Annotated in this window: 16 protein-coding genes; 13 read left to right on the forward strand and 3 right to left on the reverse strand. The window is 43.5% G+C overall.

Going from position 1 to position 24,516, the window contains the following annotated elements; genetic code table 11:
- The first annotated feature begins 94 nt into the window (after positions 1–94).
- On the forward strand, positions 95–2,383 hold the full coding sequence (locus DC345_RS30985; RefSeq protein WP_113056423.1) for a preprotein translocase subunit SecA: 2,289 nt from the start codon (positions 95–97) through the stop codon (positions 2,381–2,383).
- 17 nt (positions 2,384–2,400) lie between these two features.
- The gene (locus tag DC345_RS30990; protein WP_113056424.1) at positions 2,401–3,156 is read left to right on the forward strand and encodes a class I SAM-dependent methyltransferase; all 756 of its coding nucleotides are present in this window, start codon (positions 2,401–2,403) and stop codon (positions 3,154–3,156) included.
- A gap of 91 nt (positions 3,157–3,247) precedes the next feature.
- Here DC345_RS30990 and DC345_RS30995 read toward each other — a convergent pair whose 3' ends face one another.
- A complete protein-coding gene (locus tag DC345_RS30995) occupies positions 3,248–3,661 on the reverse strand; it encodes a MerR family transcriptional regulator (RefSeq protein ID WP_113056425.1) in 414 nt (137 codons plus the stop codon).
- Between the two features lie 97 nt (positions 3,662–3,758).
- On the opposite strand from DC345_RS30995, the gene DC345_RS31000 reads away from it, so the two are divergent.
- On the forward strand, positions 3,759–4,589 hold the full coding sequence (locus tag DC345_RS31000) for an SDR family oxidoreductase (protein WP_113056426.1): 831 nt from the start codon (positions 3,759–3,761) through the stop codon (positions 4,587–4,589).
- A gap of 107 nt (positions 4,590–4,696) precedes the next feature.
- On the opposite strand, the gene DC345_RS31005 is transcribed toward DC345_RS31000, so the two are convergent.
- Both DC345_RS31005 and DC345_RS31010 read right to left on the reverse strand, forming a co-directional pair.
- Positions 4,697–6,079, reverse strand: coding sequence for an alpha/beta hydrolase fold domain-containing protein (locus DC345_RS31005; RefSeq protein WP_113056427.1), 1,383 nt, complete (start codon positions 6,077–6,079; stop codon positions 4,697–4,699).
- The gene (locus tag DC345_RS31010) at positions 6,069–6,545 is read right to left on the reverse strand and encodes a MarR family winged helix-turn-helix transcriptional regulator (RefSeq protein WP_181586802.1); all 477 of its coding nucleotides are present in this window, start codon (positions 6,543–6,545) and stop codon (positions 6,069–6,071) included. Before DC345_RS31010 ends, DC345_RS31005 begins: the two co-directional genes overlap by 11 nt.
- 368 nt (positions 6,546–6,913) lie before the next feature.
- Between DC345_RS31010 and DC345_RS31015 the strand changes: the two genes are divergently transcribed.
- The 10 genes from DC345_RS31015 (at position 6,914) to DC345_RS31060 (ending at position 24,321) form a co-directional block, all read left to right on the forward strand.
- Entirely contained in the window at positions 6,914–7,861 is a 948-nt protein-coding gene (locus DC345_RS31015; protein ID WP_053781115.1) for an ABC transporter permease, read from the forward strand.
- Between the two features lie 12 nt (positions 7,862–7,873).
- The gene (locus DC345_RS31020) at positions 7,874–8,743 is read left to right on the forward strand and encodes a carbohydrate ABC transporter permease (protein WP_076291360.1); all 870 of its coding nucleotides are present in this window, start codon (positions 7,874–7,876) and stop codon (positions 8,741–8,743) included.
- A gap of 65 nt (positions 8,744–8,808) precedes the next feature.
- Positions 8,809–10,395 (forward strand): extracellular solute-binding protein, encoded by a 1,587-nt coding sequence (locus DC345_RS31025; protein ID WP_113056429.1) that lies wholly within the window; start codon positions 8,809–8,811, stop codon positions 10,393–10,395.
- A 166-nt stretch (positions 10,396–10,561) separates the two neighbouring features.
- Positions 10,562–12,229, forward strand: coding sequence for a sensor histidine kinase (locus tag DC345_RS31030; protein WP_258530973.1), 1,668 nt, complete (start codon positions 10,562–10,564; stop codon positions 12,227–12,229).
- A complete protein-coding gene (locus tag DC345_RS31035; protein ID WP_113056431.1) occupies positions 12,229–13,851 on the forward strand; it encodes a response regulator in 1,623 nt (540 codons plus the stop codon). Before DC345_RS31030 ends, DC345_RS31035 begins: the two co-directional genes overlap by 1 nt.
- 99 nt (positions 13,852–13,950) lie before the next feature.
- Positions 13,951–16,167 carry an FAD-dependent oxidoreductase gene (locus tag DC345_RS31040; protein WP_258530975.1) on the forward strand — a complete coding sequence of 739 codons (2,217 nt, stop codon included), beginning with the start codon at positions 13,951–13,953 and terminating at the stop codon, positions 16,165–16,167.
- 17 nt (positions 16,168–16,184) lie between these two features.
- The gene (locus DC345_RS31045) at positions 16,185–17,393 is read left to right on the forward strand and encodes an SGNH/GDSL hydrolase family protein (protein WP_113056433.1); all 1,209 of its coding nucleotides are present in this window, start codon (positions 16,185–16,187) and stop codon (positions 17,391–17,393) included.
- A 130-nt stretch (positions 17,394–17,523) separates the two neighbouring features.
- Positions 17,524–17,952 (forward strand): SRPBCC family protein, encoded by a 429-nt coding sequence (locus tag DC345_RS31050; protein WP_113056434.1) that lies wholly within the window; start codon positions 17,524–17,526, stop codon positions 17,950–17,952.
- 338 nt (positions 17,953–18,290) lie between these two features.
- Positions 18,291–23,321 (forward strand): golvesin C-terminal-like domain-containing protein, encoded by a 5,031-nt coding sequence (locus DC345_RS31055; protein WP_146752176.1) that lies wholly within the window; start codon positions 18,291–18,293, stop codon positions 23,319–23,321.
- Between the two features lie 433 nt (positions 23,322–23,754).
- A complete protein-coding gene (locus DC345_RS31060; RefSeq protein ID WP_113056436.1) occupies positions 23,755–24,321 on the forward strand; it encodes a class I SAM-dependent methyltransferase in 567 nt (188 codons plus the stop codon).
- Positions 24,322–24,516: the final 195 nt, after the last annotated feature.

The following is a 24,516-nucleotide window of genomic DNA, read 5'->3' on the forward strand; positions in this document are numbered from 1 at the left end:
TATAATGGGGCAATATGAGGATATACGGAATGGATGCTGCCTAAAAAGTCATATTTTAAACCGCTTATTTCTACTGAGGAGGAATCAAATTCCGATGAATGTAGTCGTCAAGTTAATACGTGAATTCAAAGAGCGCGATACCCGGCGTTTGTTGAAAGATTATCGAGACAAAGTGGAGCTTATCAGGAAACGGAATTTGGAAGCTTGGGACGATCAGCGGCTGCATGCGGAATCCCTTCGGCTGCAAGAAGAAGCAAGATCAGGCACGCCTTTGGATGAGCTGCTTGTTGATGCTTATGCGTTAGTCAGCGAGGCTGCGAAGAGAACACTCGGATTACGGCCTTACGATGTCCAGATTATGGCTGCTATCGCTTTGCACGAGAGGTTTTTGATCGAGCAGCATACCGGTGAGGGAAAAACACTCTCTGCTGTTATGCCTGCTTATCTCAACGCGTTGACAGGCGAAGGCGTTCATGTGCTCACATTTAACGACTACTTGGCAAATCGAGATGCAGAGTGGATGGGTCCAATCTACCGTTTCCTCGGGTTAACGGTTAGCTCGGTTCAAGCGGGCATGAGCCTGGTCGACAAACGGGAAGCTTACACGAAGGATATAACCTATGTTACGGCTAAAGAAGCAGGGTTTGATTATTTGCGCGATACTATCGCATTAAATGAAGCTGATACCGTACATCGTGCTTTTCATTACGTCATCGTCGACGAAGCGGATTCGCTCCTTCTTGATGAAGCTCGGGTGCCGCTAGTCATTAGTGGCGATTCGAGCGCTTCCAAGGGTGATGGTGTTCTTTTCGCAGAAGTGGCCCGGCAGCTGCAGCCAGCAGAGCATTACGATTTTGACGAGTTCCAGCGGAACGTTTATTTGAATGATGCGGGTGCTGCGAAAGCGGAGTTGCTGCTGAGATGCGGCAATTTGTACGATAGCCATAATAGTCATTTGTTAACTTCATTGAATTGTGCGCTGCATGTGGAATCGTTATTAAAAAAAGACGTCGATTACATCGTCCGAGACGGTGAAATTGAGCTAATCGAAGAACATACCGGCCGTGTGGCCGAGAACAGGTATTTGCCGGACGGGCTGCAAGCTGCGCTGGTGGCGAAAGAAGGGTTGCAGTGGAAGGCCGGCGGGAGAATTCTTGGTACGATTACCATTCAACACTTCATAAGCCTGTATTCAGGAATTTGCGGAATGACGGCTACAGCGCACGCTTCAGCAATGGAATTCGAAGATATCTATGCGCTGCAAGTCGTGCGAATTCCGCCGAACCAGCCAAACATACGGGCCGACCACCAGCATCGGATTTACACCCATAAAGAAGCCAAATATAAAGCGCTTGTACAAGAAATCTCTTCAGTTCATAAGGCGGGACGCCCCATTCTTATTGGTACGTCAAGCGTCGAGGAGTCTGACATGCTGGCGGAGGCGCTTGCCGCTGCTAGGGTACCTTGCCAGGTTCTGAATGCAAAAAATGATGCGAAAGAAGCCGAAATCATCGCTAAAGCTGGAGAAATAGGCGCGGTAACGGTATCTACGAATATGGCAGGGCGCGGCGTAGACATTCGTCTCGGCGGCGGTAATCCCGCTCAGGCAGAAGTGGTTGCCAAACTGGGTGGATTATACGTGATAGGTACACATGTGAACGAAAGCATGCGGATAGATAACCAGCTGCGCGGGCGTTCTGGCCGCCAAGGTGACCCGGGATCTTCCGTGTTTTATATAAGCCTGGAAGACGAGTTGATGCTTCGTTTCGGCATTCATAGACTGTTTCGCGCTCCCAGGCAGGAGGAGATTGTTGATGATCCGGCGCTCCGCAGCAAAATCGAACATATACAGCGCGTTATCATAGGTCAAAACTTCGATATTCAGCGGGAATTGAACTGGTATTCGGATATGGTGGAGGATCAGAGGCGAATCCTATACGAAGAACGGCTCGGAATATTGAAAGGCGAGAGAGTGCTGAGTCAATCGGAGCAGAGGGTACGTCTTTTTTATATCGACGAGTTCTGGGCTGACCATCTGGCATACGTTTCTTACATTCGCGAAAGCATCCATCTCGAGAGTATTACCAGTCGCAATCCGATCGACGAGTTTCATACGCAAATCACCCAAGCATTCGAGCAAATTCCGGCTAAAATAGATCATGAGTCGGCGAATATGCTTAGAAAACTTGGAGGTTCGAATGATCCGGCGAAATGGGAAGAGTTCGGCCTGAAGAGTCCTATTTCGACTCGGACTTATATGATCAACGATCAATACAGCCAAGATAAGCGCAGTTCATGGACCGGAACGACCGTATTGGCTTTCTGGGGCAGTAAGATTTTAAAGCTGGTACTGTGGCCGGTATATAAGCTGTCAAAATATTGATGGGAGCGTGACGATCGATGAACAACAGAGAACGGTTTTCGAGCCGGGTCGATTCGTATTTGAAATACCGCCCGAGCTACCCAAAAGAGGCTATTGACTATTTGTATGATGTCGTCGGTTTACGTGCGAACAGCAACATATCAGACATCGGTTCAGGTACTGGGATGATTTCAAAGCTGCTTTTGGAACGCGGAAGCGATGTAATCGCGGTCGAGCCAAATCAAGCAATGCGGGAAGCCGCTGAGCAAATGTTAGAAAGTAATCCGAAATTTATGAGTACATCAGGTTCTGCAGAGTCTACTGGATTACCTGATCAGTCGGTTGATTTTATTGTCTGCGCTCAGGCGTTTCACTGGTTCGATCGCTCCGCAGCCCAAATCGAGTTTCGCAGAATTCTGCGACCAGGTGGGAAGGTAATACTCATCTGGAATTCTCGTCTTACAAACGGTACTCCGTTCCGGGAAGAGTACAATCAACTGCTTCATACATACGGAACCGATTACGAAAAAGTCAATCACAAAAATATTTCTCAGAATATGCTGCTTTCTTTTTTTAAGGAAAGTTCAATGCATGAAATGCGATTCAGAATGACTCAGGAGTTCGATTTCGAGGGTTTGAATGGCAGGTTGTTATCATCTTCCTACAGCCCTTTCCCCGAACATCCAAATTACGATCCCATGATGAGAGAACTGCGGAATATATTCAATAGGAATAATCAAGATGGTTTGGTTGAATTCGATTATGAAACTGAGATTTATTGGGGCGAAGTATAGATGATCAAAATGATACCCAGCTATAGCTTGAGGATATAGCTGGGTATGTTTGTAGAATTTACGTCCATAGAGCCTTGTCACGACTGTAAGCCTAGATGTTGATTTTAAGTCGTAATTCAGCCATCATAGCCTCGGCTTGTTGTGGATCTTTATTCAGCAGCTTCCTGTATGTCAGCATCCAATTCAAAGTTACAAGCATATGATCGTATTCTTCCTTCTTGCGCTCGATCTCATTGATCTTCTGAAGAATCCATTCGATTACTTCTTGGTTGGTGCGTGCGTTCGTATCGTGATCTTGCAAAATCGTCTTTAGTTCAGCTAACGAGCAGCCGATGCCTTGAAATTTCTTAATTAGCCTTAATCGCTCAATTGCTTCGTCAGAATAGTTGCGGTAATTATTCTTCTCTCGCTGAATATGCCTGCTATCAAGCAAACCTTCCTTCTCATAAAATCGAATGGTGTGGGGAGTTAAACCCATTAAGTCTGCTAATTCTTGAATTTTCATATAAAATCCTACCTCCAAACGCTTGCCTTAGAGTTCACTTCATAGTTTAGACTGAAGTCATATCTTCGTCAAATGCTTAAGGAGGCGTAAAAATATTATGCGTATATTTGTTACTGGTGCAGCAGGTTATATTGGTACAGCCGTTGTCCGCGAACTTATCAGTGCGGGCCATCAGGTCGTTGGGCTGACCCGATCGGAGAGTGGTGCTCACGTATTAGAAAGCCTGGGAGCTGAGGTGGCTTGTGGTGTGTTAGAGGATCTGGATATACTGCGCAGCTGTGCAGCCACTTCAGACGGCGTTATTCATCTGGCATTTAACCACGATTTCTCTAATTTCGCCGCATCCCTGGCAGCTGATCTTCGCGCCATCGAAGCAATGGGAGAGGCGCTTGCCGGCTCCGGTAAACCACTTGTTATTACAGCACATGCGAATGGCAAAGCATCGGAGGATGCGGCACTTTCATTTATAGAACAAGGCGTGAGAGCATCGATCGTTTCGCTTGCACCTTCCGTTCATGGAGAAGGAGATAAAGGCTTCGTCCCGCAACTAATCCGGATCGCGCAGGAAAGAGGCTCTTCCGCTTACATTGGAGATGGTTCTAACCGTTGGCCAGCAATTCACCGCTTGGATGCGGCAGTTTTATTCCGGCTCGCTGTGGAATCTGCGCCTGCGGGCGCACGACTGGATGGCGTGCACGATGAAGGTATTACGTTCAGAGACATTGCCGCAGCTATTGGCCGTCATGTGAATGTGCCAGTAGTCAGCATCCCGCCTGAAGAAGCGCAAGCCATCTTCGGTTTTCTAGGCATGGTCGCGTCGCTTGACTTAGCCAGATCAAGTGAAGGGACGAAGGAGCTTCTCGACTGGGAGCCTGTCCAGCAAGGACTTCTCGCAGATCTGGAACAAGGACATTATTTCACGAAATAGTCTAACTGGAATAAATCATACGTCTTGCTGTCGATGTGATGCTCAAACAAAAAAATCGTTGCCTAAGTATAAAGTAGGCAACGATTTTTTGTTTTTATCTATCATGATTAATCTAAACTATCCAAGAAGGCTAGTTTTCTCTGAATATAAGTTCGAGTTGCTTTAGTATCAATCGTGTTCATATATCCATGAACTTCTTTGCTCTCATTGAGCTCAGGAATATATAAATCTGTCTTGACCCCTAATTCTTTTAAGCGGTTATAATAATCTTCAGCCTGATCTGGGAATGTCCCCGTGTTGCCATCCGTTATAAAAGTTGGAGGGAAATTACTCGTCGCTCTTGGTATTACATTTAAGGATTGTAAGATATCTTTATCAGCGCTAACCACCGGCTGACCAATGTATGCACTCCCTGATTGAGCGAAAATATAGTCAGTCACGATGTCTTCGGTTACGGTTCTATGGCCCCGACTAAAGTCAAGAATGGGTACTTCTAATACTAAAGCTTTGATATCCGCAAGCTCTATGACAGGATTAATATCCATTTCTTTCGCATACTCAGGGTTAGCTTGAATTGTCACAAAGTCTGCAGCAATAAATCCACCTGCGCTTCCCCCGCCAAAGATTACATTGTTCATATTAATTCCGTACTGTTTTCCATTTTGCTGCATATATTGCACGGCTTCTGATAATTGTTTTATGGGTGTTGGGTGTATATATTCAGGAGCTAAAGCATAGTTTATCGTCACCACATTATAACCATGATCAACCATTAATTCATAATGATATAACATTGTATTTGAAGCCGCTCCTGCGTTAGGATCACCTCCAATTGAATCTCCCGCTATAAAGCCACCACCATGCACATAAAAGTATGTTGGACGTTCTTTATCAAATGGACCATCGGGTGTAATGATATTTAAAAAACTTCTTGGATACTTTTCTCCATATTGAATATTGGTTGTTAGATGATACTTTCCATCAATAATTGTGGTAGTAGATGGTTCTGCTGTATAAGTATTTTCTGCTCCAGAACTGCTTTGCAAATATAAAGCAACGGGCTTTGGCGTTGCTGTAAATAATATTAATATGGATGTCCCCAACATCAAAACAAGGACTAGAACCCATTTGCTAATTCTCAACGTTAATGATTTGAAGCTTCGATTCATTTTCTTATGCATGCCTAAGGCAAAGATAATTAATGCAAACCCGGTTATTACAAATGAAATTTGTGCAACTACAAATAATCCAATTTTATCAAATATCATCCATAGGATTTCAGTAGCTATAAACAAAGCTGATATACCTAACCAGGCACGATAAACCTTTTCATTTAAGTGCTTCTTAACGACTAGAATATGAATTACAGACACAACCATGGCTACGATTCCTAATGGGATAAGATAATTGATGAAAAATGACTGTGACCAAGACAATAAGATCGTAATTAACCCTACAATAACTCCGTATAACCTCATACTAAATTTCATTTTTAACCATATCCTTCTTTATGTTATTTAGTTGTGTATCAATCACAGATAGATATTGGTTTAATTCCTCCAGCTCTTTAACAGTGAGTTTGTTTCCTAAAGGCATCAATACAGCCAAAATTTTCTGTCTCTCTTCCAACACAATGTGCTTTCCTTTTTCGGTTAACTCAAGCCAGACCACTCGTTTATCTTTTTCGTTATACTCACGTTTAATTAATTCTTTATCTGTTAATCGATTCACAATAGCAGTAATAGAACTTTTTTTGACATTTAGTGCTTTAGCCAAAAAACTGGATGTGCAATGATCAGTCGTATTAATGACATTCAATAAATTAAACTGGTCTGGAGTAACACTGCTATCTTTTGAAATATTCTTCTGAATAGATTGCATACTAATTGAGATTGATATGGCTCTCTGAGTATACAGATCAATATGTTGTTCTAATTGCTTTCTATCCATATCCATAGTTAATTGCTCCTTTATCATATTAGTTTCATTGTCTAACGGTTAGATTGTGAAACTAATATTAACAGCATGTTTTTTTTAAGTCAACCGCAAAACAAGAGCAATGTTATTGTTGGTTTTTAATTCTATGTTCTAAACACCTTGTCGTGAGACAAAACATGGACCCGAAAAAAGTTACTAAAGGCGCTATATTAGCGGCTTTTTTTTTATTTTAGCGATACAAGTTCTTGTCCCGCTTTCCGGAATGAGCTATTGGAACGATCCAAGACACACTTCCTTAATATTTTATAAGAAATTCTTGAAATTTCAGAAATTTAAGCGATAGGGGGGTGCTAATATACAAATACAAACAAAGACGAGGTGATGATATGCAAGTGAAATTGGCAGCGGACGCCATTCCCCTCTCCAAAAAGCGGAAGTCATGGATAAGGACGATCCAAAAATATAAAGTGATGTATGCTCTCTTATTACCAGCCTTAATTTACTTTGCCGTATTCAAATACATTCCTATGGCGGGAATATTGATTGCTTTTAAAAACTACAACCTAGCTTTGGGCGTATGGGATAGCCCGTGGGTGGGATTCAAAAATTTTACGGATTTTATGAACGGCGTTTATTTCTGGGACATCATGAAAAATACAATTGTTATATCGCTGTATAAGCTGTTGTTTGGTTTCTCCGCTCCCATCTTACTTGCTTTACTGCTTAATGAAGTTCATACCCAATGGTTTAAGAAAATCGTACAAACCATTACGTATTTACCCCACTTTCTGTCTTGGGTCATTGTGTATGGATTGATGGTAGCATTATTAGCCCCAGGCGATGGCCTTTTTAATATGATTTTGAAGGAAAGTGGTTTTCAGCCCATCTCATTTCTAACGGAGCCTGCTTGGGGAAGACTGCTGGTCATCGCATCTGAAATATGGAAGGACATTGGATGGGGAGCGATACTGTACCTCGCTGCATTAGCAGGTATTGATCCAAGCTTATATGAAGCGGCTCGAATGGATGGCGCTTCCAAATGGAGACAGCTCTGGCATATCACTTTACCCGGCATTCGAGGAGTCATTATTCTGATGCTGATCCTTAAATTAAGCCATATTCTGGATGCTGGCTTTGACCAGATATTCATGTTTGCCAACACCTTTAACCAGGAGAAGATCGACATTATCGACACATGGGTATACCGTGAAGGGTTGGAGCGTCTTAAGATTGGCTTGGCTACTGCTGTAGGATTGTTTAAAGCTGTCATTGGATTTGGTTTAGTTTTGGCAGCAAATAAGCTCGCCAAAAAATTCGATGGGCAAATTTGGTGAGGTGGTTTTAATATGATCAATTTGACAATCGGGGAAAAAGTCTGGCAATCCGTCGTTTATGTTATTCTTATTTTTTTATCACTACTCTGCTTACTACCCTTTCTATATGTGATTGCTGTCTCAGTAACGCCAGAATCGGAAGTGTTAAGAAGAGGGATTGTGATTATACCAGAATCTTTTACCTTCCTGGCCTATAAAGAAGTATTCATCTCTCATGGGATCTGGCAGGCGTATAAAATTACGTTGTTTCGAACGATTGTAGGCACGATGCTTAATGTGTTATTTACGGTCTTAGCAGCTTATCCGTTATCCAAAAAATATTTGCCGGGACGCAGTCCGTTTTTACTATTCATTGTGTTTACCATGATGTTTAGTGGGGGGTTAATTCCGACTTATCTACTAATTCGCTCTCTGGGGTTGCTAAATAGTCCGTGGGTATTGATCATTCCAAATCTCATTAGTGCATTTAACCTGGTGATTATTAAAGGCTTTTTCGAGCAATTGCCTGGTGAAATCGAGGAATCAGCGAGGGTTGACGGTGCAAGTGAACTTCAATCGTTATGGCGGATCATTTTACCACTGTCTTTGCCCGTCATTTCCACCATTTCTTTATTTTACGCAGTGGGGCATTGGAACAGTTATTTCGATGCTATTGTTTATATCAATGATTCCAACTTCATGCCGCTTCAAGTAGTCTTGCGCAACATCCTGCTTAACGTCGCAACACAAAGCGCTGAATCGCTCGCCAATTCCGGAGCTGTAAGTACGTTCGCTGTGCAGATGGCTACCGTTGTTGTGACTACGGTTCCGATTTTGATCGTTTACCCCTTTTTACAAAAGCATTTTACCAAAGGTGTACTCTTGGGATCCGTTAAAGGTTAAATGGTGTTCCAACCTAACTTATTACGGTGAAACCGTGATAATATACAAGCAAAGGAGAGGTCAATATGCAGCGTAAGAAGATTTCATTTGCTATTCTGTCGGCAATCTTAGGATTGGGAACGCTATTATCAGGATGTGGGGGAAATGAAGAAGTTACATTAACAACTTCGAGTAATTCACAAGGGCAGTCTGGCCAGTTTGCAACCAAAATGAAAATCTCAATGTTTAACCAAGGCACTTTCAACGCTGCTGCTCCGGTACCGCCACGTGATGAAGATGTTCAACGTCAAATGTTGGAAAAAGAGATGAACATCGACTTGGATATGATGATTCCTCAAGCTGGGCAAGCAACAACCAAACTGAATACGCTCATTGCAGGCGGAGATATTCCAGATTTGATTTTCTTGAAGAGTCGGGCTGATCTCGCACAATATTACGACCAAGGTGTGCTTGCGGATTTGACACCGTATCTGGATCAATTCCCTGAATTACAGAAACGGTTTGGCAACGACTCATGGGAGGCAATGTCCTATCAAGGAAAAACGATCGGAGTTCCAGGCTATGATAATGTTAACGGTATCAGCCGAAGTTTCTTCATCCGTAATGATTGGCTGAAAAAGCTGAATATGGAAGTGCCAACGACACCGGATGAGCTGTTCGAAGTTATGAAAGCCTTTACAGAGAAAGACCCGGACGGTAATGGCAAAAACGATACGTACGGATTCATCGGCGGTATGAACAAAGAAGGTAATCTGCAAACCTACGGCTTCGATAGTTTGATGTGGATGTTTGGCGTCAATCCTCCTTCGGCCATCGAAATAAAAGATAATGAACCGATATTCCTGTTTATCGATCCCAAAATGAAAGAGGCGCTTGCTTACATTAACAAAATGATGGCAGCCAAAGTGGTAGACCCAGACTGGGTGACGATGAATTCGCCTGATCTGTTGGACCAAAAGATGTTTAAGGGTAAAGTTGGTTTCATGATCAGAGATGCCCGTAGGCTTGAGCCGGATTATCAACAGAAAATGAAAGAAATTAGTGGCGAGGTGCCGGAATGGATCGTCATTCCTCCGATGAAAGGTCCTTATGGTGATCAAATTGTAGAGAGAAAATCATTCCAAGGCAATTCATGGGCCATTTCCGCGAAAGCGGATAAGGACAAAATCATTCGGATCTTGTCCATGCTGAATTATCTCTTTACAGACGAAGAAGCTTATCCAAACTTTGCATACGGGATTAAAGGGATTCATTGGGATGTAGTGGACGGCAAAATCAAAAATAAAACCTCCGAGTTATCGAAGGAAATGAAAGAGAAGTACCTGTGGGTCGATCATTATAGAATGCCGCGCCGTGGTGATGATGCGGAGTACTTCAGCTTCCAGAATCCGAAGACGGCGGAAGCTTTCAAGGACAATCAGCAATATGTGGGGCCAACGCTGCCCGGAAATTTATTGACCCCAGACCCCAGCGATACCTTGGATGCTGACCGCACACGTTTCATTAATGAAAGTTTAGTTAAATTTATGACAGGCAAAGAACCTCTTTCAAACTGGGATAATTTCCTCCAAACGTTGGATACCAAGTTTGACATGCAGAAATATAAGGAAACAGCAATCAATCAATTTAAAGAAGCCGGCCTTATCAAGTAAAATAAATAAACGAAGAGAGTGGCTATTCGTAGCCCCTCTCTTTATTAGCATATGCTATTCTTAGTTTACTACAGAATTAAAAGGAAGATGATGGATGCGAAGAAGAATCAGCTTGCCTTTAAAATTATTTTTTCTCGTGTTTGCATTTGTATTAGGGTGCATCATCTTGATAAGCCAATTGTCTTATCGCTATGTCCAAAAGGAAATAAGAACCAATGACATTTTTTACACCAACCAAATTCTTGACAAGGTAGACCAGTATTTCACTGTTAATTTTTCCTCCTTCCAGACGATTCTCTTCTCAGTCGAAACATCAGTGAAAGCCAATATTGACAATACGGAAGTGATTAAAAAGCAATTAAGAGAACTGTATGAACTCAATAGTAATTACGTCAGTAATATTTATTTGATCAAAAGCGATTTATCCATTTTAGGTGGAAGTACAGCTACTCGAATCTTCGATGAACCTTTATCTGAACGAGAACCTTTGTTTGATGCGGCTGACAAGAACAGAAGGACTACCTTTGTTAGTGAACCTTACAAATCAAAGTATTCCGGCTGGACCGTTACGATGGTTCGATATCTTAATGGTGCTCCGTTTCCCATGGCCATTGCGGTTGACTTGGATCTAAATGCCATTGAAGAAACCTTGTTCAAGATTAATAAACAAGAACAAATGAATCTGGCTCTGATCACAGCGTCAGGTAAAATCATTGCCGGTTTTTCTGAAAATAAAGGACTACTGAATATTCAGGATCATACGTTTTCGATCGGGGAAACGTCAGCTGAACAAATCCTGGATACGACAGAAACAAGTCTTCAACTGCATACCATGGAGGGTGTTCCGGTCTCCCTTCTAAAAAAACCGACGGAGAAATTTAACTGGACCATAATCTCAATTAACGATGAATCACGCTTGAAAGCAGCTTTGTCCAGATTGGAAACCTATTATATTGAGCTGCTAGCTGCAGGTCTTCTCTTAAGTTTGCTCATTTCTTTTTTGGTTGCCAAATATATAAGGAAACCACTCTATACACTCAAAACAAAAATGAAGCAAGTGGAGCAAGGCTTACTCACAACGACAATAACGATTAATCGAAACGATGAGTTTGGAGATCTTTCACGAGCATTTGATCGTATGCTGCAACAAATTGTGGAACTGATTCGGGGAGCGGAGCTTCATAATGAACTCGAACGGAAGTTGGAAATCCAGGTGCTGCAGTCTCAAATTAACCCTCATTTTCTGTATAACACACTTGGTTCGATCAGCAACGTTATACGTCTCGGGCAAATAGAGAAAGTAGATGTGGTGATTGGATCGCTCATTTCATTATTGGAATACGGGATAGACGATGCTTCAGAGAAGGTTTCCTTACGTCAGGAACTACGCAATGTAGCGGACTATATCGAGATCCAGAACATTCGGTATAACCGAAACTTCCACTTGATAGAAAATATCGAAGCAGGGTTAATGGATTTCCCAGTTTTTCGAATGCTGCTGCAGCCTCTTGTGGAGAATAGCATCTTCCATGGTTATAACGGAGGGGGAATTGAGGGGCCTATTACGATTCATGCGTACAGGGAGGGTGGTATCGTCATCATAGAAGTTGTTGATCAAGGCGAGGGAATTCCTGCTGATAAAATAAAGCATATTTTAATCTCAGAACCGAGTGAAATGGAAGTGAAGAGGAAAAGAATCGGGCTAAATAATATTCATGGCCGAATAAGACTTCACTACGGAGATCAATTTGGACTGCAAATCATTAGCATACCTAAGGAAATAACCCGTGTACGCGCTATATTCCCGGAAGAATTGCAAAAAGGAGATGCATAATGGTGAGAGAATATACCTGCTTCATTGTTGACGATGAAGACCTGATTATTCAAAGATTGGAATTGTTTTTTAATGAACTCTCTCACAGGGATAAGCGATTTGTTCTAGTGGGCAAAGCGAATAATGGGCTGAACGGGATCGAGGAGATCATAAAACTGAAGCCGGACATCGTCATATCCGATATCGTTATGCCGCGTATGGACGGAATTTCCATGATTGAGCAGCTTAAGGCGGAGCTCCCCCATACCCAATACATACTTTTGACCGCCTATTCATCCTTTGAATACGCCCAGCGAGCTATTCAAGCCAATGTATTGGAATACATTGTAAAGGTTCCGCTGAGGGAAGCGGATTTGAATCGAGCTTTGGATAAAGCAGCCGGAATTTTAAATGAGTTTAAGAAAAAAGAAGCGGAATTTCAATCGTTAAACGTATCCGTGCTTGAAAATAAATATAGAGTGCGCAAGCAATTTTTTAACGAACTGATCAGAGGCGAAATTCCTTCTCATCGGGCATCGGATTTTGCCAATCGCATGCAGTTTCATTTCTTTCAAGCCAACTATTGCTGCTTCATCGTTGAAATGAATACGTATGAAAGTTTCCGAAACGAATACGCAGCCGCAGATCAAAACATCTTGAAATATGCGATTACGAATATCATCGAAGAAACGGTGATGAATGGTGGCAGTGGGGTAGCTGCGGATCTGTCCGAAAATTGTTTTATTGGCTTTCTATCCTGGGAAAATAACCGCAGTGATATGGAAACGGAATATGCTTGCCTATCCTTGGGTGGACAGATCGTCTCTCATTTGCATCAATATCTGAATCAAAAGGTATCTGTTGCTTTTGGTGGTCCACACCGAGGCTGGGAGTCGATCAAACAGGCGTACACGGAAGCTAAAAATGTGAGTGAGGATTTCTATTATCATACGGAGAAAGTAGTAAAAACACCGATGCATCGGTTCCAATACCATAATGACAAAAAAGCAGATTTTCAGCAGAAACTGGCTGATTTTCTTATACGGCTGAAAAGGAAGATTTCCAAGGATGAGCTGGAGAATGCGCTTTCCGATCTGAACCAATTTGTGACGGACCATAAAATCCACAAGTCCATCATGGCGCCAATGATTAGAGACTTGTACAGAGACATTACCGTAAAGTTTAAAACAGGGAATAAGATGGCCACGGAAGTTGCAGACTTCCCCATGGAATTTATGGCTTTTCAGGAGCAGCTCGCCTATATTGGCGACTTCACATTCGAATACGTACACGCGGGCCAACTATTACATCGGGCAGAAATCATGAGTGCCATGCATTTTATCGAGAAAAACCTGAAACAACGCTTAACGTTGGAGGCGATTGCCGAGGAAGTGAATTTAGCACCATCGTATTTTAGCAGTTTATTCAAGAAAACAATGAACGAAGGCGTGATCAGTTACATCAACCGTAAAAAGATCCACCTCGCTCTCGAGTTGTTGAATAGCAGGGATTATTCTTTGTTGGAATTGTGCGAGGAAGTAGGCATCGTCAATGAAGGTTACTTTTGCAAACTGTTTAAAGAATATACGGGTGATACACCTAAGCAATATCGGATCAAAATGACACGGTACGAGTCCAAATAAGGATGCAAAAAATGTATGATTTTTTCGCGAAATCCTGTAAAAAAAAAGGGACCAAAACCATTACCATGATAGAAGCATCTAATCATGGAGGTTATCAAAATGGAGCTTATAAAAGCAGATGTAACCGTCGTAGGTGGAGGAATTGCCGGGATATGCGCTGCCATTGCAGCTGCACGCCAAGGCCTGCAGGTTTCACTTATTAATGATCGGCCGGTGCTAGGGGGGAATGCGAGCAGCGAGGTCAGGGTTCATATCAACGGGTCGGCATATCTCGGAAACAGTCCATCCTATTATGCTCGCGAGGGCGGGTTGGTAGAAGAACTCAAGCTGAAGATCTTTCATTATAATCCGTTATATAACAAGAAGCTTATGCTTTCACTTTCGGATACGGTCTTGCTCGACATGGTTTATGATGAGCCTAACATTTCTCTATTTCTGAATACATGCGTACATGAAACGGGCATGGAGAACGGCAGAATTAAATGGGTGGAGGGTCTTCAATTAGCTTCCGAAAGAAAATTTCGTTTTGAAAGTCCCACCTATATCGATTGCTCCGGGGATGGAATTGTTGGATACCAAGCAGGTGCTGACTTCCGATGGGGAAGAGAGGCGAAGCATGAATACAAGGAGGAGCTTGCTCCAGAAGTGGCAGATCATTACACCATGGGCGATACGATTCTGTTTCAAGCCCGTGACGTAAACTATTCCGTTCCTTACAAAAGGCCTGGCTTTGCGTATGATATTACGAAGCTGGAGTTTTTCGATAGTATCAGAAAAGGATTAAACCATCGGTCTTTTCCAAGGAAAATCAATGGACTTGGCGGATTGTGGTGGCTGGAATACGGCGGCCATATGGATATTATCAAGAATAATGAAGACATCGCATTGGAATTGCGGAAATTGGTGTACGGAATCTGGGATTATATCAAAAATAGCGGCGAGTTTGATGATGTAGACAATCTCATCTTGGATTATGTATGCCCGATTCCGGGAAAGCGGGAGTCGAGGCGGTTTATCGGCGAACATATGCTGTCTCAAAACGATCTTACAGCAAAGACTCATTTCGAAGATGCTGTATCCGTCGGAGGTTGGTATATGGATCTGCATGCGAATAAAGGCATCTACGATGAGGGGCCGGCTACAGCGTGGAATTTCGTGCCGGGATTGTATAATATCCCTTTCCGCAGCTTGTTTTCACGCAACGTTCCCAATCTCATGTTCGCTGGCCGGAATATAAGCGCTACCCATGTGGCTTTCGGATCCACAAGGGTGATGGCAACCTGTGGTTGTATGGGGCAGGCTGTAGGAACGGCTGCTGCGTTATGCGTAAAATATGAGACAGACCCCGCAGCCATCGTCAAAGACCATATGGGTGAGCTTCAGGCGCAGCTGCTTCGAGACGGGCAAACAATTGTAGGGCTTCAAGAGCAGTTGGATCCTTATTTCGCTGACGGATTAACGATTCGTGCCTCGTCTCAGCGAAGCTATGAACATTCTTATCCAACTGAAGAGATCTCCTTGGAGAAAGCATTATGTTTGGTCTTGCCGATTCAGACATCCGAGGCTGAAAGCGTGCAGATCAAAATTAAAAACAGTTCTGAGCAATCGGAAACGCTGCAAGTGAAGCTGTTTGGCGGGGAGCGGAAGGAAAACTATATTCCCACCAACGAGCTGAAAGACTACAAATTGGTGATTTCACCGGGGTACGATGACTGGATTACGCTGGACTTGGGTTGCGAAAAGCCGACTGACGACAAAATCTACATCGTATTGGAAGGTACGGCGAGCCTTGGCGTATATGGCAATGAAGAAAAAATGACAGGAGCGGTGAGCTTCTATTATAGACCTGAAGAGCCGTCCAGATTGAAGAAATTTAACAGAAGCATTTGCTTCAAGGATCTGATACCATCCCAGGATATGTATGATCCCGCAAATGTCGTCAACGGCTTCTCCAGACCTTATGGTCTGCCGAACGGCTGGATTTCGGAACATTCGGAAGGGCAGGAATGGTTGGAATTTGGTTTTGCAAGCCCCAAGAATCTGGATGAAATCCATCTTGTTTTCAATTCGCAGCTGAATTTGGAGCATTTCGACGATCCGATCGAGCCATTGATTCAGGATTATGATGTGACCTTAACCTTAGAAGACGGAACCGAGAGTGAAATTAATATCCGTGGTAATTATCTTTCGTTGAGCAAACATCAAGTGCATGCAAAAGGTGTAACCCGAATCCGGTTTGATTTCTCTGCAACGTATGGTTCGCCTTATTATGAAGTGTTTGCTGTAAAATTTTTTGCTCCTAAAAACGCTAAGTGAGGGCGGGTGAAGTCACGATGAAGGAATTTTTCCCTCGAAGAGGGCTGCCTAATGTCATTCAAAAGTTGGAAAATGGGGAAACAGTAACAATTGTCTATTTTGGCGGAAGTAATACACGTTCTAAAGGATACAGGGTCATGACGGCGGATTGGCTGCGAGGGCAATATCCCAATGCGGATATCCGCTCTGTGAATGCAGGCATTGATGGGACAGGATCGGACCTCGGCTGCGCCCGTTTGGAGACAGATGTACTGCGTCATCAGCCTGATCTCGTATTTGTTGAATTTGTTGGAAACGATGGCGGAGTTCCCGAATCCAAAGCGCGAATCGAAGGCATTGTCCGACAGATTCGCAAGCACAGCCGGTTTACCGATATCCTGTTTGTGTATACGGTTAAGGAACGGGATTTGACCTCATTTCAATCCGGACAATACCAGAAGGGCGCTCGTATGCAAGAGGAAGTCGCCGACTATTACGGCATTCCTTCGATTCATCTGGGCGTAGCAGTCAGTCAATTGGTTTTGGATGGAAAGCTCATTTTCACCTTAAGAGAAGACGTATCTATTCCCGGAGCCGTTATTTTTACGCATGATTCGATCCATCCAACGATTCCCGAAGGACACCAGATCTACACGGATACAATCACCCGGTCATTTGAGAAAATGAGCGAACTTCGAGATCACGTGGGAAAGGTCGAGCATCACTTGCCGCAGGACCCATTGGTCCCGGCCAATCCTTGGGAGTATGCAACCATGCTGCCACTGGATAGTCTTACTCATTTTTCTGCGGGGTGGTCTTACATGACCCCTGATGATTTTGCTTTAGTGCGCGAGTATGAATGGTTGTTCCCCGGTCTATGGCGAGCAGTCGATCCCGGAGAGACGATCACAGTGGAATTTGAGGGAACCCACATCGGATTATTCGATATTGGGGGGCCGGATTCCGGCAGATTGAAGGTGACGGTGGATGGAGGGGAACCCATTCTTATCGATCGATTCACATCATATAACGATCATAATCGAAATCAATATGTTTTCTTACCTGAGCTACCGATCGGGAAACATACGGTTCGCTTCGAAATCGATCACAAGAAGACAGACAAAGCGGCCGTGTTTGAGGCAAGTGGCAATGAGAGAAGTATGGAACATGTGCGGCAGAATTCTGCTTGGTATGATCAAACGGTCATTCAGCTTGGGAAATTGCTACTGGTGCAGCCGCCATTATAATGGATCATGAAGCTTTGTTTACTTGGAAAACCTACATCATAGCCGCTTGAAGACAAAAGAAACTAATATATTCTTCATATGTTATCATAAGCATTAAAAATAAATTATTGAAGTTAGAAGGGAGTAAAGGATGGCCAATATCGAGCACTTGCAAACCGTACATGTTCCAGCATCGAAGATCTATGAAACTTTAACCACCGCTGAAGGACTGTCGGAAATATGGACCAATGAACTCATTATTAATAATCAGATTGGCTTTATTAATGAATTTCGATTTGGCAGCAATGACATAACGAAGATGAGAATAGAGCAATTGATCACGAATAAAAAAGTCGTTTGGCAGTGTATAGATTCAGATCCAGAATGGATTGGCACGATGATCTCCTTTGATATTCAAGAGAAGAACGGGAAGTCTTTTATTACTTTGCGTCATATGAACTGGAAAGAAGTAACGCCATTTTATCGCTCCTGTAACTACAACTGGGCCATTTTCCTTTATAGTCTCAAATCCTATTGTGAAGATGGCGATGGTATCCCCTATCATAAACGTAAGTTTTAATAATTTTGGTTATACTGTTGATTCCACTAATGGGGAACGAATGTTTAATAAACCGCCTTTTCACCAAGGCGGTTTTTTTATGCACAAATATCAACATTAGAATTTAACTTAGCCTTTTACTTAAAATCTTATAAGAAATTCTTAAAATGAAAGAAATTTCACGGTGATATGGCATGCTAAGATAAAAATGATAGAACAGGATTAGCCAGATAGCTAAGGTTAATTGCTTTTTAACGATTATTTGAGCAAAGAGGTATCTTGTTTTGGAAGCGTTATCATTAATAGGAGAGGCTGTGAGTTGTATGGTCAAAAGGAAGCTGTTTTTATTCATCGTTTTCATGTTGACGATAGTAGTTCCTTCCAGCCTGATCGGAATAAGGGCCGCTTATGCGGAGACCTTACCTTATCAGACGATTATCATCGATGACGGTAGCATTAAGATTAATGATGTTGTGACACCTGATGAAGGTAACGAGAACAATGGATATTCGGCTCCAAATTGGACCACAAGCACAGGGGTAAAGGGGTATGATCTTTCCAGCACTAAATATACAAGTACAGCAGGCAGAACGATAACATGGAATCCACGCTTGGAAGCAGGAACGGCGAAAGTATCGTTCTATAAGCTGGATTGGGCGGATAAAGCAGATAGTAATGTAAAAATCGAAATCGTTCATAATGGAACGACGGATGTAGTCTTTATGGATCTAAGACCCTCATCTGGCGCTCCAGCAGGGTGGGTTGATTTGGGAGAGTACTATTTTTCTGGAGTTGGTGAAGAATTCGTTAAATTGACCCGGTCTACCGGCACCACGAACACGATCCTTACGCGAGCTGATGCGGTCAAATTCGAAGGAAATATAAGGCAGAAAGAGCCGCATAAGACGATCATCATTGATGATGGAAGCCTTACGATTGATAATGTCGTCACTGTTGATTCAGGTAACGTCAATAACGGGTTCTCTGCTCCTTATTGGACCACGAGCTCAGGAGTAAAGGGATACAATAATTCCAGTTCCAAATATACGGATGCCGTAAATAGAACTATCACATGGAATCCGCGCTTGGAAGCAGGGACGGCGAGAATATCGTTCTATAAGCTGGATTGGGCGGATAAAGCAGATAGTAACGTGAAGATTGAGATTGTTCATAACGGGATAACGGATGTCAAGTTTATGGATCTAAGACCTTCGTCAGGACCATCGGTTGGATGGGTGGATCTGGGGGAGTATGAGTTTAGTGGTAATGATAGCGAATTTGTCAGGCTGACTCGAACGCAACCTACGACGGGTACAATTATTACTAGGGCAGATGCAGTCAAGTTCGAAGGGAATATCCGGCAGCAAGCACCACCGTTGCCCCCGCTGCGGAGCCGCACCTTAGCGAATCTCAGTTACACGGAAAAAGGCAGCGTCGAAAACGCTAACTATAAGGCGACCTTCTATGAGGCAGAATGGGATGGAGGCAAATCCATCGTTCGTGACATGTTCTACAAGAACACGGACACGGGAAACTGGACGCCAATCAATAATGTGTCGGAAAGACTTGAGGAGCAATGGGTATTATTGGATGGGAATGCCGGCAGCCGAACCAATTACTACGATACGATGAACAAACGCTGGATTACATTCGACGGGGTCCATTTTCCCGACAGCCAGACGGCGGTATTAACCGATTCTACGCATGGCAGTGATTACGATTTTGAAGTGAACTGGTCCATGGCAGGGGAGAAACCAGATGTTTCTTTTGCCTTTACGCCTCGCCGCGACGGCAATTATGTGATTGGATATCAGTCCTTCACAACAGAGGCAGTCTCGGGCATCAATGAAGTGTTAAATGGATTCCGGTCTCATGCCAAAATGGTAGGTACGGTGGAATCAACAAGCCTGAGAGAGCTGAGCGCTCCGATGAGCCTGGTTGAGAAGAATGATGGTTCGGGAAATCCATTAACGTATGGCTTATTTGTACCTTCGGCAGAGCTTCCGGTTGAATTTGAACCGACGGGAGGCGTTACGAAACAACGGCTTGGCATGAGTCTGGTCAACAACGAAGGCAGCGTGCAGCCAGTCCTGTATGCGCCTCAATTAGGGACTTATTCTCAAATGACTGCAGAGAGCACTTATCAATTTCATATGGGGCTAATCGCTCAAAAAAGCAATCTGTATGATTCCTACGCGGATATTCTTCGCAATGAGTACGATTATTCGGCATACCGCGAAAATGTGTCAGATCAGTCGCTTACTGACGCGATGTTCAATATGATCGATTTGCTTAAGATTGAGCCGCAAGGGGATGACTCTGTTAATTATGTCCCGTCACCCAGCGGGTGGTGGAGCCGTGCCAAGGGCTTTATTGATATCGAAAACGAGGATAGCGTCCGAACAAGCTCGAATGCGGTTCTTCTGGGAGCTTACTATTTGACGGGGGATGACCAGCTTTACGATACGAGAGCATTGCCGTCCGTCCAGTATGGCGTATCGCGAAATGGTATCGGTTGGTCGCCGACGCAGAAGAAAGTATACGGTGTGCCTTCGTTATGGAAAATGGCTACTCTGCCGTTCGATGTTTCAAGCGTAGCCGCTGTCAATCAGATGATGGGCACTTCCGCAGGAATTGGAGCGCTGGCACAGGAAGAGTACCTCATGCGAGACCCTGACCAGAAAGACCGGGGGCCCGTCATTCAGCCCCTGATGATGTATCGCATGACGGGAGAGGCACAGTATCTACAAGCTGCCAAGGATGCAGCCGACAGCTATATCTTGCAATATATCGATACGCCTGCAACCGTGGATGTGAGTAAAAATGAGTTCATTTATTATTATAGCAAGCTGTGGATGGAGATTTTGGAGCTCTATGAGGAAACTCAGGATCCCAAATACTTGAATGCCGCATACAAAGAAGCCAAACGGTATGCAACCATGTTCGTTGCTCGTCCAGTTCCTGAAGGTAACGTTACGATTCCTCAGCCTGAGACGTATAATTACGCGGAGTCTTTCCATTGGCCGGAAAGTGGTAAATTTCAATATCCTAGGCTGAAGCTTCCAGAAGATATTGCCGGAGGCGTTCAAGCGGAACGTTGGCTTGTTTCACCGAGCGGATTGACGTTTGAAGCAGGAAGTACAACCGGCTATTATCGGATGAATGCTCAGGAAGCTCCGTTCATGCTGAGATTGTCGCTCTATACAGGGGATAAACTGCTGCAGGATATCGCTCACAATGCGGTTATTGGTCGATATTCCAGTTATCCAGGTTATTATTATAAAGGCTTCGCCGTTAGCCAACTCGAACCGGACTTCCCTCTGGAAGGCCCAAGCGGGGCTACATCCATCTATTATCACCATATTCCGGGGCAGCTCGGGCAAACGATGGATTATTTGATTAGCGAGCAATCATTGAAATCAAACGGGAGTATTTCATTTCCTTCCGTTTTTGAAACGAATTTTTTATGGTTCAAATATCACCTCTATGGGAATAAGCCAGGTCAATTTTATGGGTTTTCCGACGTTTGGCTTTGGATGCCCAAGGGAATTATTAAGACCAACCATCCTCAATTGAACTGGATAACAGGTGAGAGCGGGGATAAATTCTACATCGGGCTAAGCAATGCATCGTCAGAAGAAGTTCAGACTCCAATCGAATTGAATGAACAAATCATTGGATTCAACCCGGCACAGGATTATACCGTAACGATCATCCGCGACAATGGTACACCAGAGCAAACGGTTATGAGTGGCGGAATCATTCAAGCTACGGTTTCAGGCAAGGGCATCACAGCGATCATTGTAGAAGGACTTAACATTAATGTGCCGCTGCATCAGGTCAGAACGGCTGATACATCGGATGCAAGCTATTTCTTTGATACCCACAGTCCAATTGATGCGGTTAAAGGCATGCTGATGGTTAAGCCCGACGAAACGGTCTATGATGCATATGTGCAGGCCAAAACGACGAAACCAGCGACAATCCATTATTCTTTGGATGGCGGGGCCACGTACACGACCATCCCAGATACGATATACCCGATGGAATGGTCGATACGAGTGAATGATTTATCCCAAACCTTCACGTATTACGTGGAATCAGAGGGGAAACAGACCCGCAAGCGGACACTTTATCTGCCTAATCAGGTTACGGAAACTCCAGTCCAACCCGATGGGCAGGAGAGTTCATCTATCATAGTGGATAATACGGAGGCGGAGACAGAAGGCGTCTGGATAAGGGATACGACGGCTGACAACTATTACTATGATAACTATGTGTATGCTAAATCTACGACCGGCGCAGCAACAAGTAAAATGAGATGGCGGCCTGAGCTGCCGGAAAGTGTCACTTACAGTGTGTATTACAAGATTCCGCAAATTACGGCTGCGAGTGAAAATTGGACAACGAATGCCTCATTTACCGTTTATTATAGCGGGGGCTCCGAGACGGTTACTGTTGATGAGACAACAGCGAATGGTACTTGGGTGCACCTAGGGGATTATCCGTTTGCTGCCGGCGATAGCGGATACGTGGAACTAACCAACAAGGCCAACAAGTCCAGGGTTGTTGCCGATGCGATCATGTGGGTGGACGCGAACCGGACACCGCAATTGGAATCTGCTGTGATCCTGTCCGATCGGAACGAGCTGCAGATGACTCAAACCGCACAGCTGAGCGTAACCGGCTATTTGGATAACGGTTTGATCGGTGATCTAACACAGGCCAATGTGCAGTATTTCGTTGATCGTACGGATCTGGCCGAAGTGGATGGCAATGGGTTGTTGACCCTTCTCAATCTCGATGGGGATACGAATCACATTGAGGTATGGGCTACTGTTACGATTGACGGAGTGACCTTAACCACACCGCCTTTGAACATCACGATCAAAGACCTAACGGTTATCGTCGATAGTACAAATACAACTGGGTTATACACGACAGAAGGGTCTTGGAGCCAAAGTAATTTAGCAGGATATAAAATTGGGGTTAAATCCCGTTATTCTACAGTTCAAGGATCATCCGCAACGTGGAAAGGCCAGTTTCCAGAGGGCAAATATACGGTCTCGATCTATAAGCTCGTCCATACGACGGGAAATGATAATCATGTCAAAGTGGAAGTGAAGCACAAGGCGGGTACCGAGGTCACCTATATCGATGCAACGGCCGGCTCATCAGGTTGGGTTGATCTAGGAACGTTCGACTTTACGGGAGACGGTAGCGAGTACGTTCGGTTAACCAGAGTTACTCCTACAACGGTAGACCCGCCAACGCTTCCTGCCGATATGATCTATACAAGGGCTGATGCAGTGAAGTTCGAACGGCATTCCGATGGTTTGGAGCTGCTTGCAAATGAGGCGCCAGGTGAACCGACACTTTCTGAAGAATAGCGTTAAAGCTGCATGATTTCATATGTGAGGGTGGGAGCAATAGATTTATATCACAGACAAACAAAAATCACCATCCTCATTTTGTATTGGTATGTAGTAAGCAGGCGAATAATTGAATTTTTGGGATTTAGATATCTGTTGTTGTTATATGTGAATACCAAAAGATCTCTTCACTATTGAAGAGATCTTTTGGTGTACAACAACTGGGCGGTGCTGTATTAAACATTGCTATTTACAAATCTTACTCCGTATAATATAGTTATTAAAGATAATTAATATCTTTAATGTGAACCGAGTGGTATAATTTCAAATGGTCAGAATGTGCAGAGCTTGTGGATCCTGTAGTTCCACATTCAGGACTGAGATCTATCCCGGCGTCAGCTGGAAAAAAACCAAATATTCTTACAAATACGATTATACAAGGAGTATAAAAATGAATCCAAAACTACAAAGAAAAATTGAGCGCTTGGAGAGTATTGAGAGGTTCCCAGCAGAGGAGTTATTTGAGTTTATACAACTTAATAAAGAGGACGAACTATTAGACCTTGGAGCCGGTACAGGTTATATAAGCTTTTCTTTTGCTAAATATGTGAAAAAGGTAGTTGCGTTTGATTACGATTATGATATTTTACAGTATCTAGAGGTAAAAGCTAAGGAAAAAGGGATAACCAATATTGAAACAACCGCTGCAAACTTTAAAGAAATGCCATTAGAGAACGCAAGATTCGAAAAAGCTGTTGCTTCAATCTCCTTGCACGAGGTTCAACCTCTTTCGTTGGTGTTGGATGAAATCCACAGAGTTTTAAAAGACAAAGGGATCTTTTTGTGCATTGAATTAGAGAAGACGGAAATGACTAATGCTCCAAGGGTTTCTTCGAAGGAGATGGAGGAAGAAATCGTTAAGGCTGGTTTTTCAGTTATTGATACGCTTCATCCACCAACACAAGTTGCTAATCAACCCGTATATATCATTGTTGCACAGAAGAAGCAGAGTAACTAGTGAATCTTCCTTCAATTGTAGTTGCCATAAGGTACAAAAGGACGGCGAAGCCGTCCTTTTTGCTACATAATATTAAGTTCTTATTCCGTGACGAGACAAGAAATTTGCCTGAATTCACAAATAACAGAGAGCTGCAAAACTTATCGAATTGATCATAATGGGTGTTATTGTAGGTTCTTCTCTCATAATCGTCAA

The sequence above is a fragment of the Paenibacillus taichungensis genome, from assembly GCF_003287275.1.
Classification (GTDB): domain Bacteria; phylum Bacillota; class Bacilli; order Paenibacillales; family Paenibacillaceae; genus Paenibacillus; species Paenibacillus taichungensis_A.

Coding starts and splice junctions, on each gene's coding strand:
- DC345_RS31060 (WP_113056436.1), top strand. CDS start 23,755: ATGAATCCAAAACTACAAAGAAAAATTGAGCGCTTGGAGAGTATTGAG.
- DC345_RS30985 (WP_113056423.1), top strand. CDS start 95: ATGAATGTAGTCGTCAAGTTAATACGTGAATTCAAAGAGCGCGATACC.
- DC345_RS31020 (WP_076291360.1), top strand. CDS start 7,874: ATGATCAATTTGACAATCGGGGAAAAAGTCTGGCAATCCGTCGTTTAT.
- DC345_RS31015 (WP_053781115.1), top strand. CDS start 6,914: ATGCAAGTGAAATTGGCAGCGGACGCCATTCCCCTCTCCAAAAAGCGG.
- DC345_RS31005 (WP_113056427.1), bottom strand. CDS start 6,079: ATGAAATTTAGTATGAGGTTATACGGAGTTATTGTAGGGTTAATTACG.
- DC345_RS31050 (WP_113056434.1), top strand. CDS start 17,524: ATGGCCAATATCGAGCACTTGCAAACCGTACATGTTCCAGCATCGAAG.
- DC345_RS30990 (WP_113056424.1), top strand. CDS start 2,401: ATGAACAACAGAGAACGGTTTTCGAGCCGGGTCGATTCGTATTTGAAA.
- DC345_RS30995 (WP_113056425.1), bottom strand. CDS start 3,661: ATGAAAATTCAAGAATTAGCAGACTTAATGGGTTTAACTCCCCACACC.
- DC345_RS31045 (WP_113056433.1), top strand. CDS start 16,185: ATGAAGGAATTTTTCCCTCGAAGAGGGCTGCCTAATGTCATTCAAAAG.
- DC345_RS31000 (WP_113056426.1), top strand. CDS start 3,759: ATGCGTATATTTGTTACTGGTGCAGCAGGTTATATTGGTACAGCCGTT.
- DC345_RS31035 (WP_113056431.1), top strand. CDS start 12,229: ATGGTGAGAGAATATACCTGCTTCATTGTTGACGATGAAGACCTGATT.
- DC345_RS31010 (WP_181586802.1), bottom strand. CDS start 6,545: ATGGATATGGATAGAAAGCAATTAGAACAACATATTGATCTGTATACT.
- DC345_RS31025 (WP_113056429.1), top strand. CDS start 8,809: ATGCAGCGTAAGAAGATTTCATTTGCTATTCTGTCGGCAATCTTAGGA.
- DC345_RS31040 (WP_258530975.1), top strand. CDS start 13,951: ATGGAGCTTATAAAAGCAGATGTAACCGTCGTAGGTGGAGGAATTGCC.
- DC345_RS31055 (WP_146752176.1), top strand. CDS start 18,291: ATGTTGACGATAGTAGTTCCTTCCAGCCTGATCGGAATAAGGGCCGCT.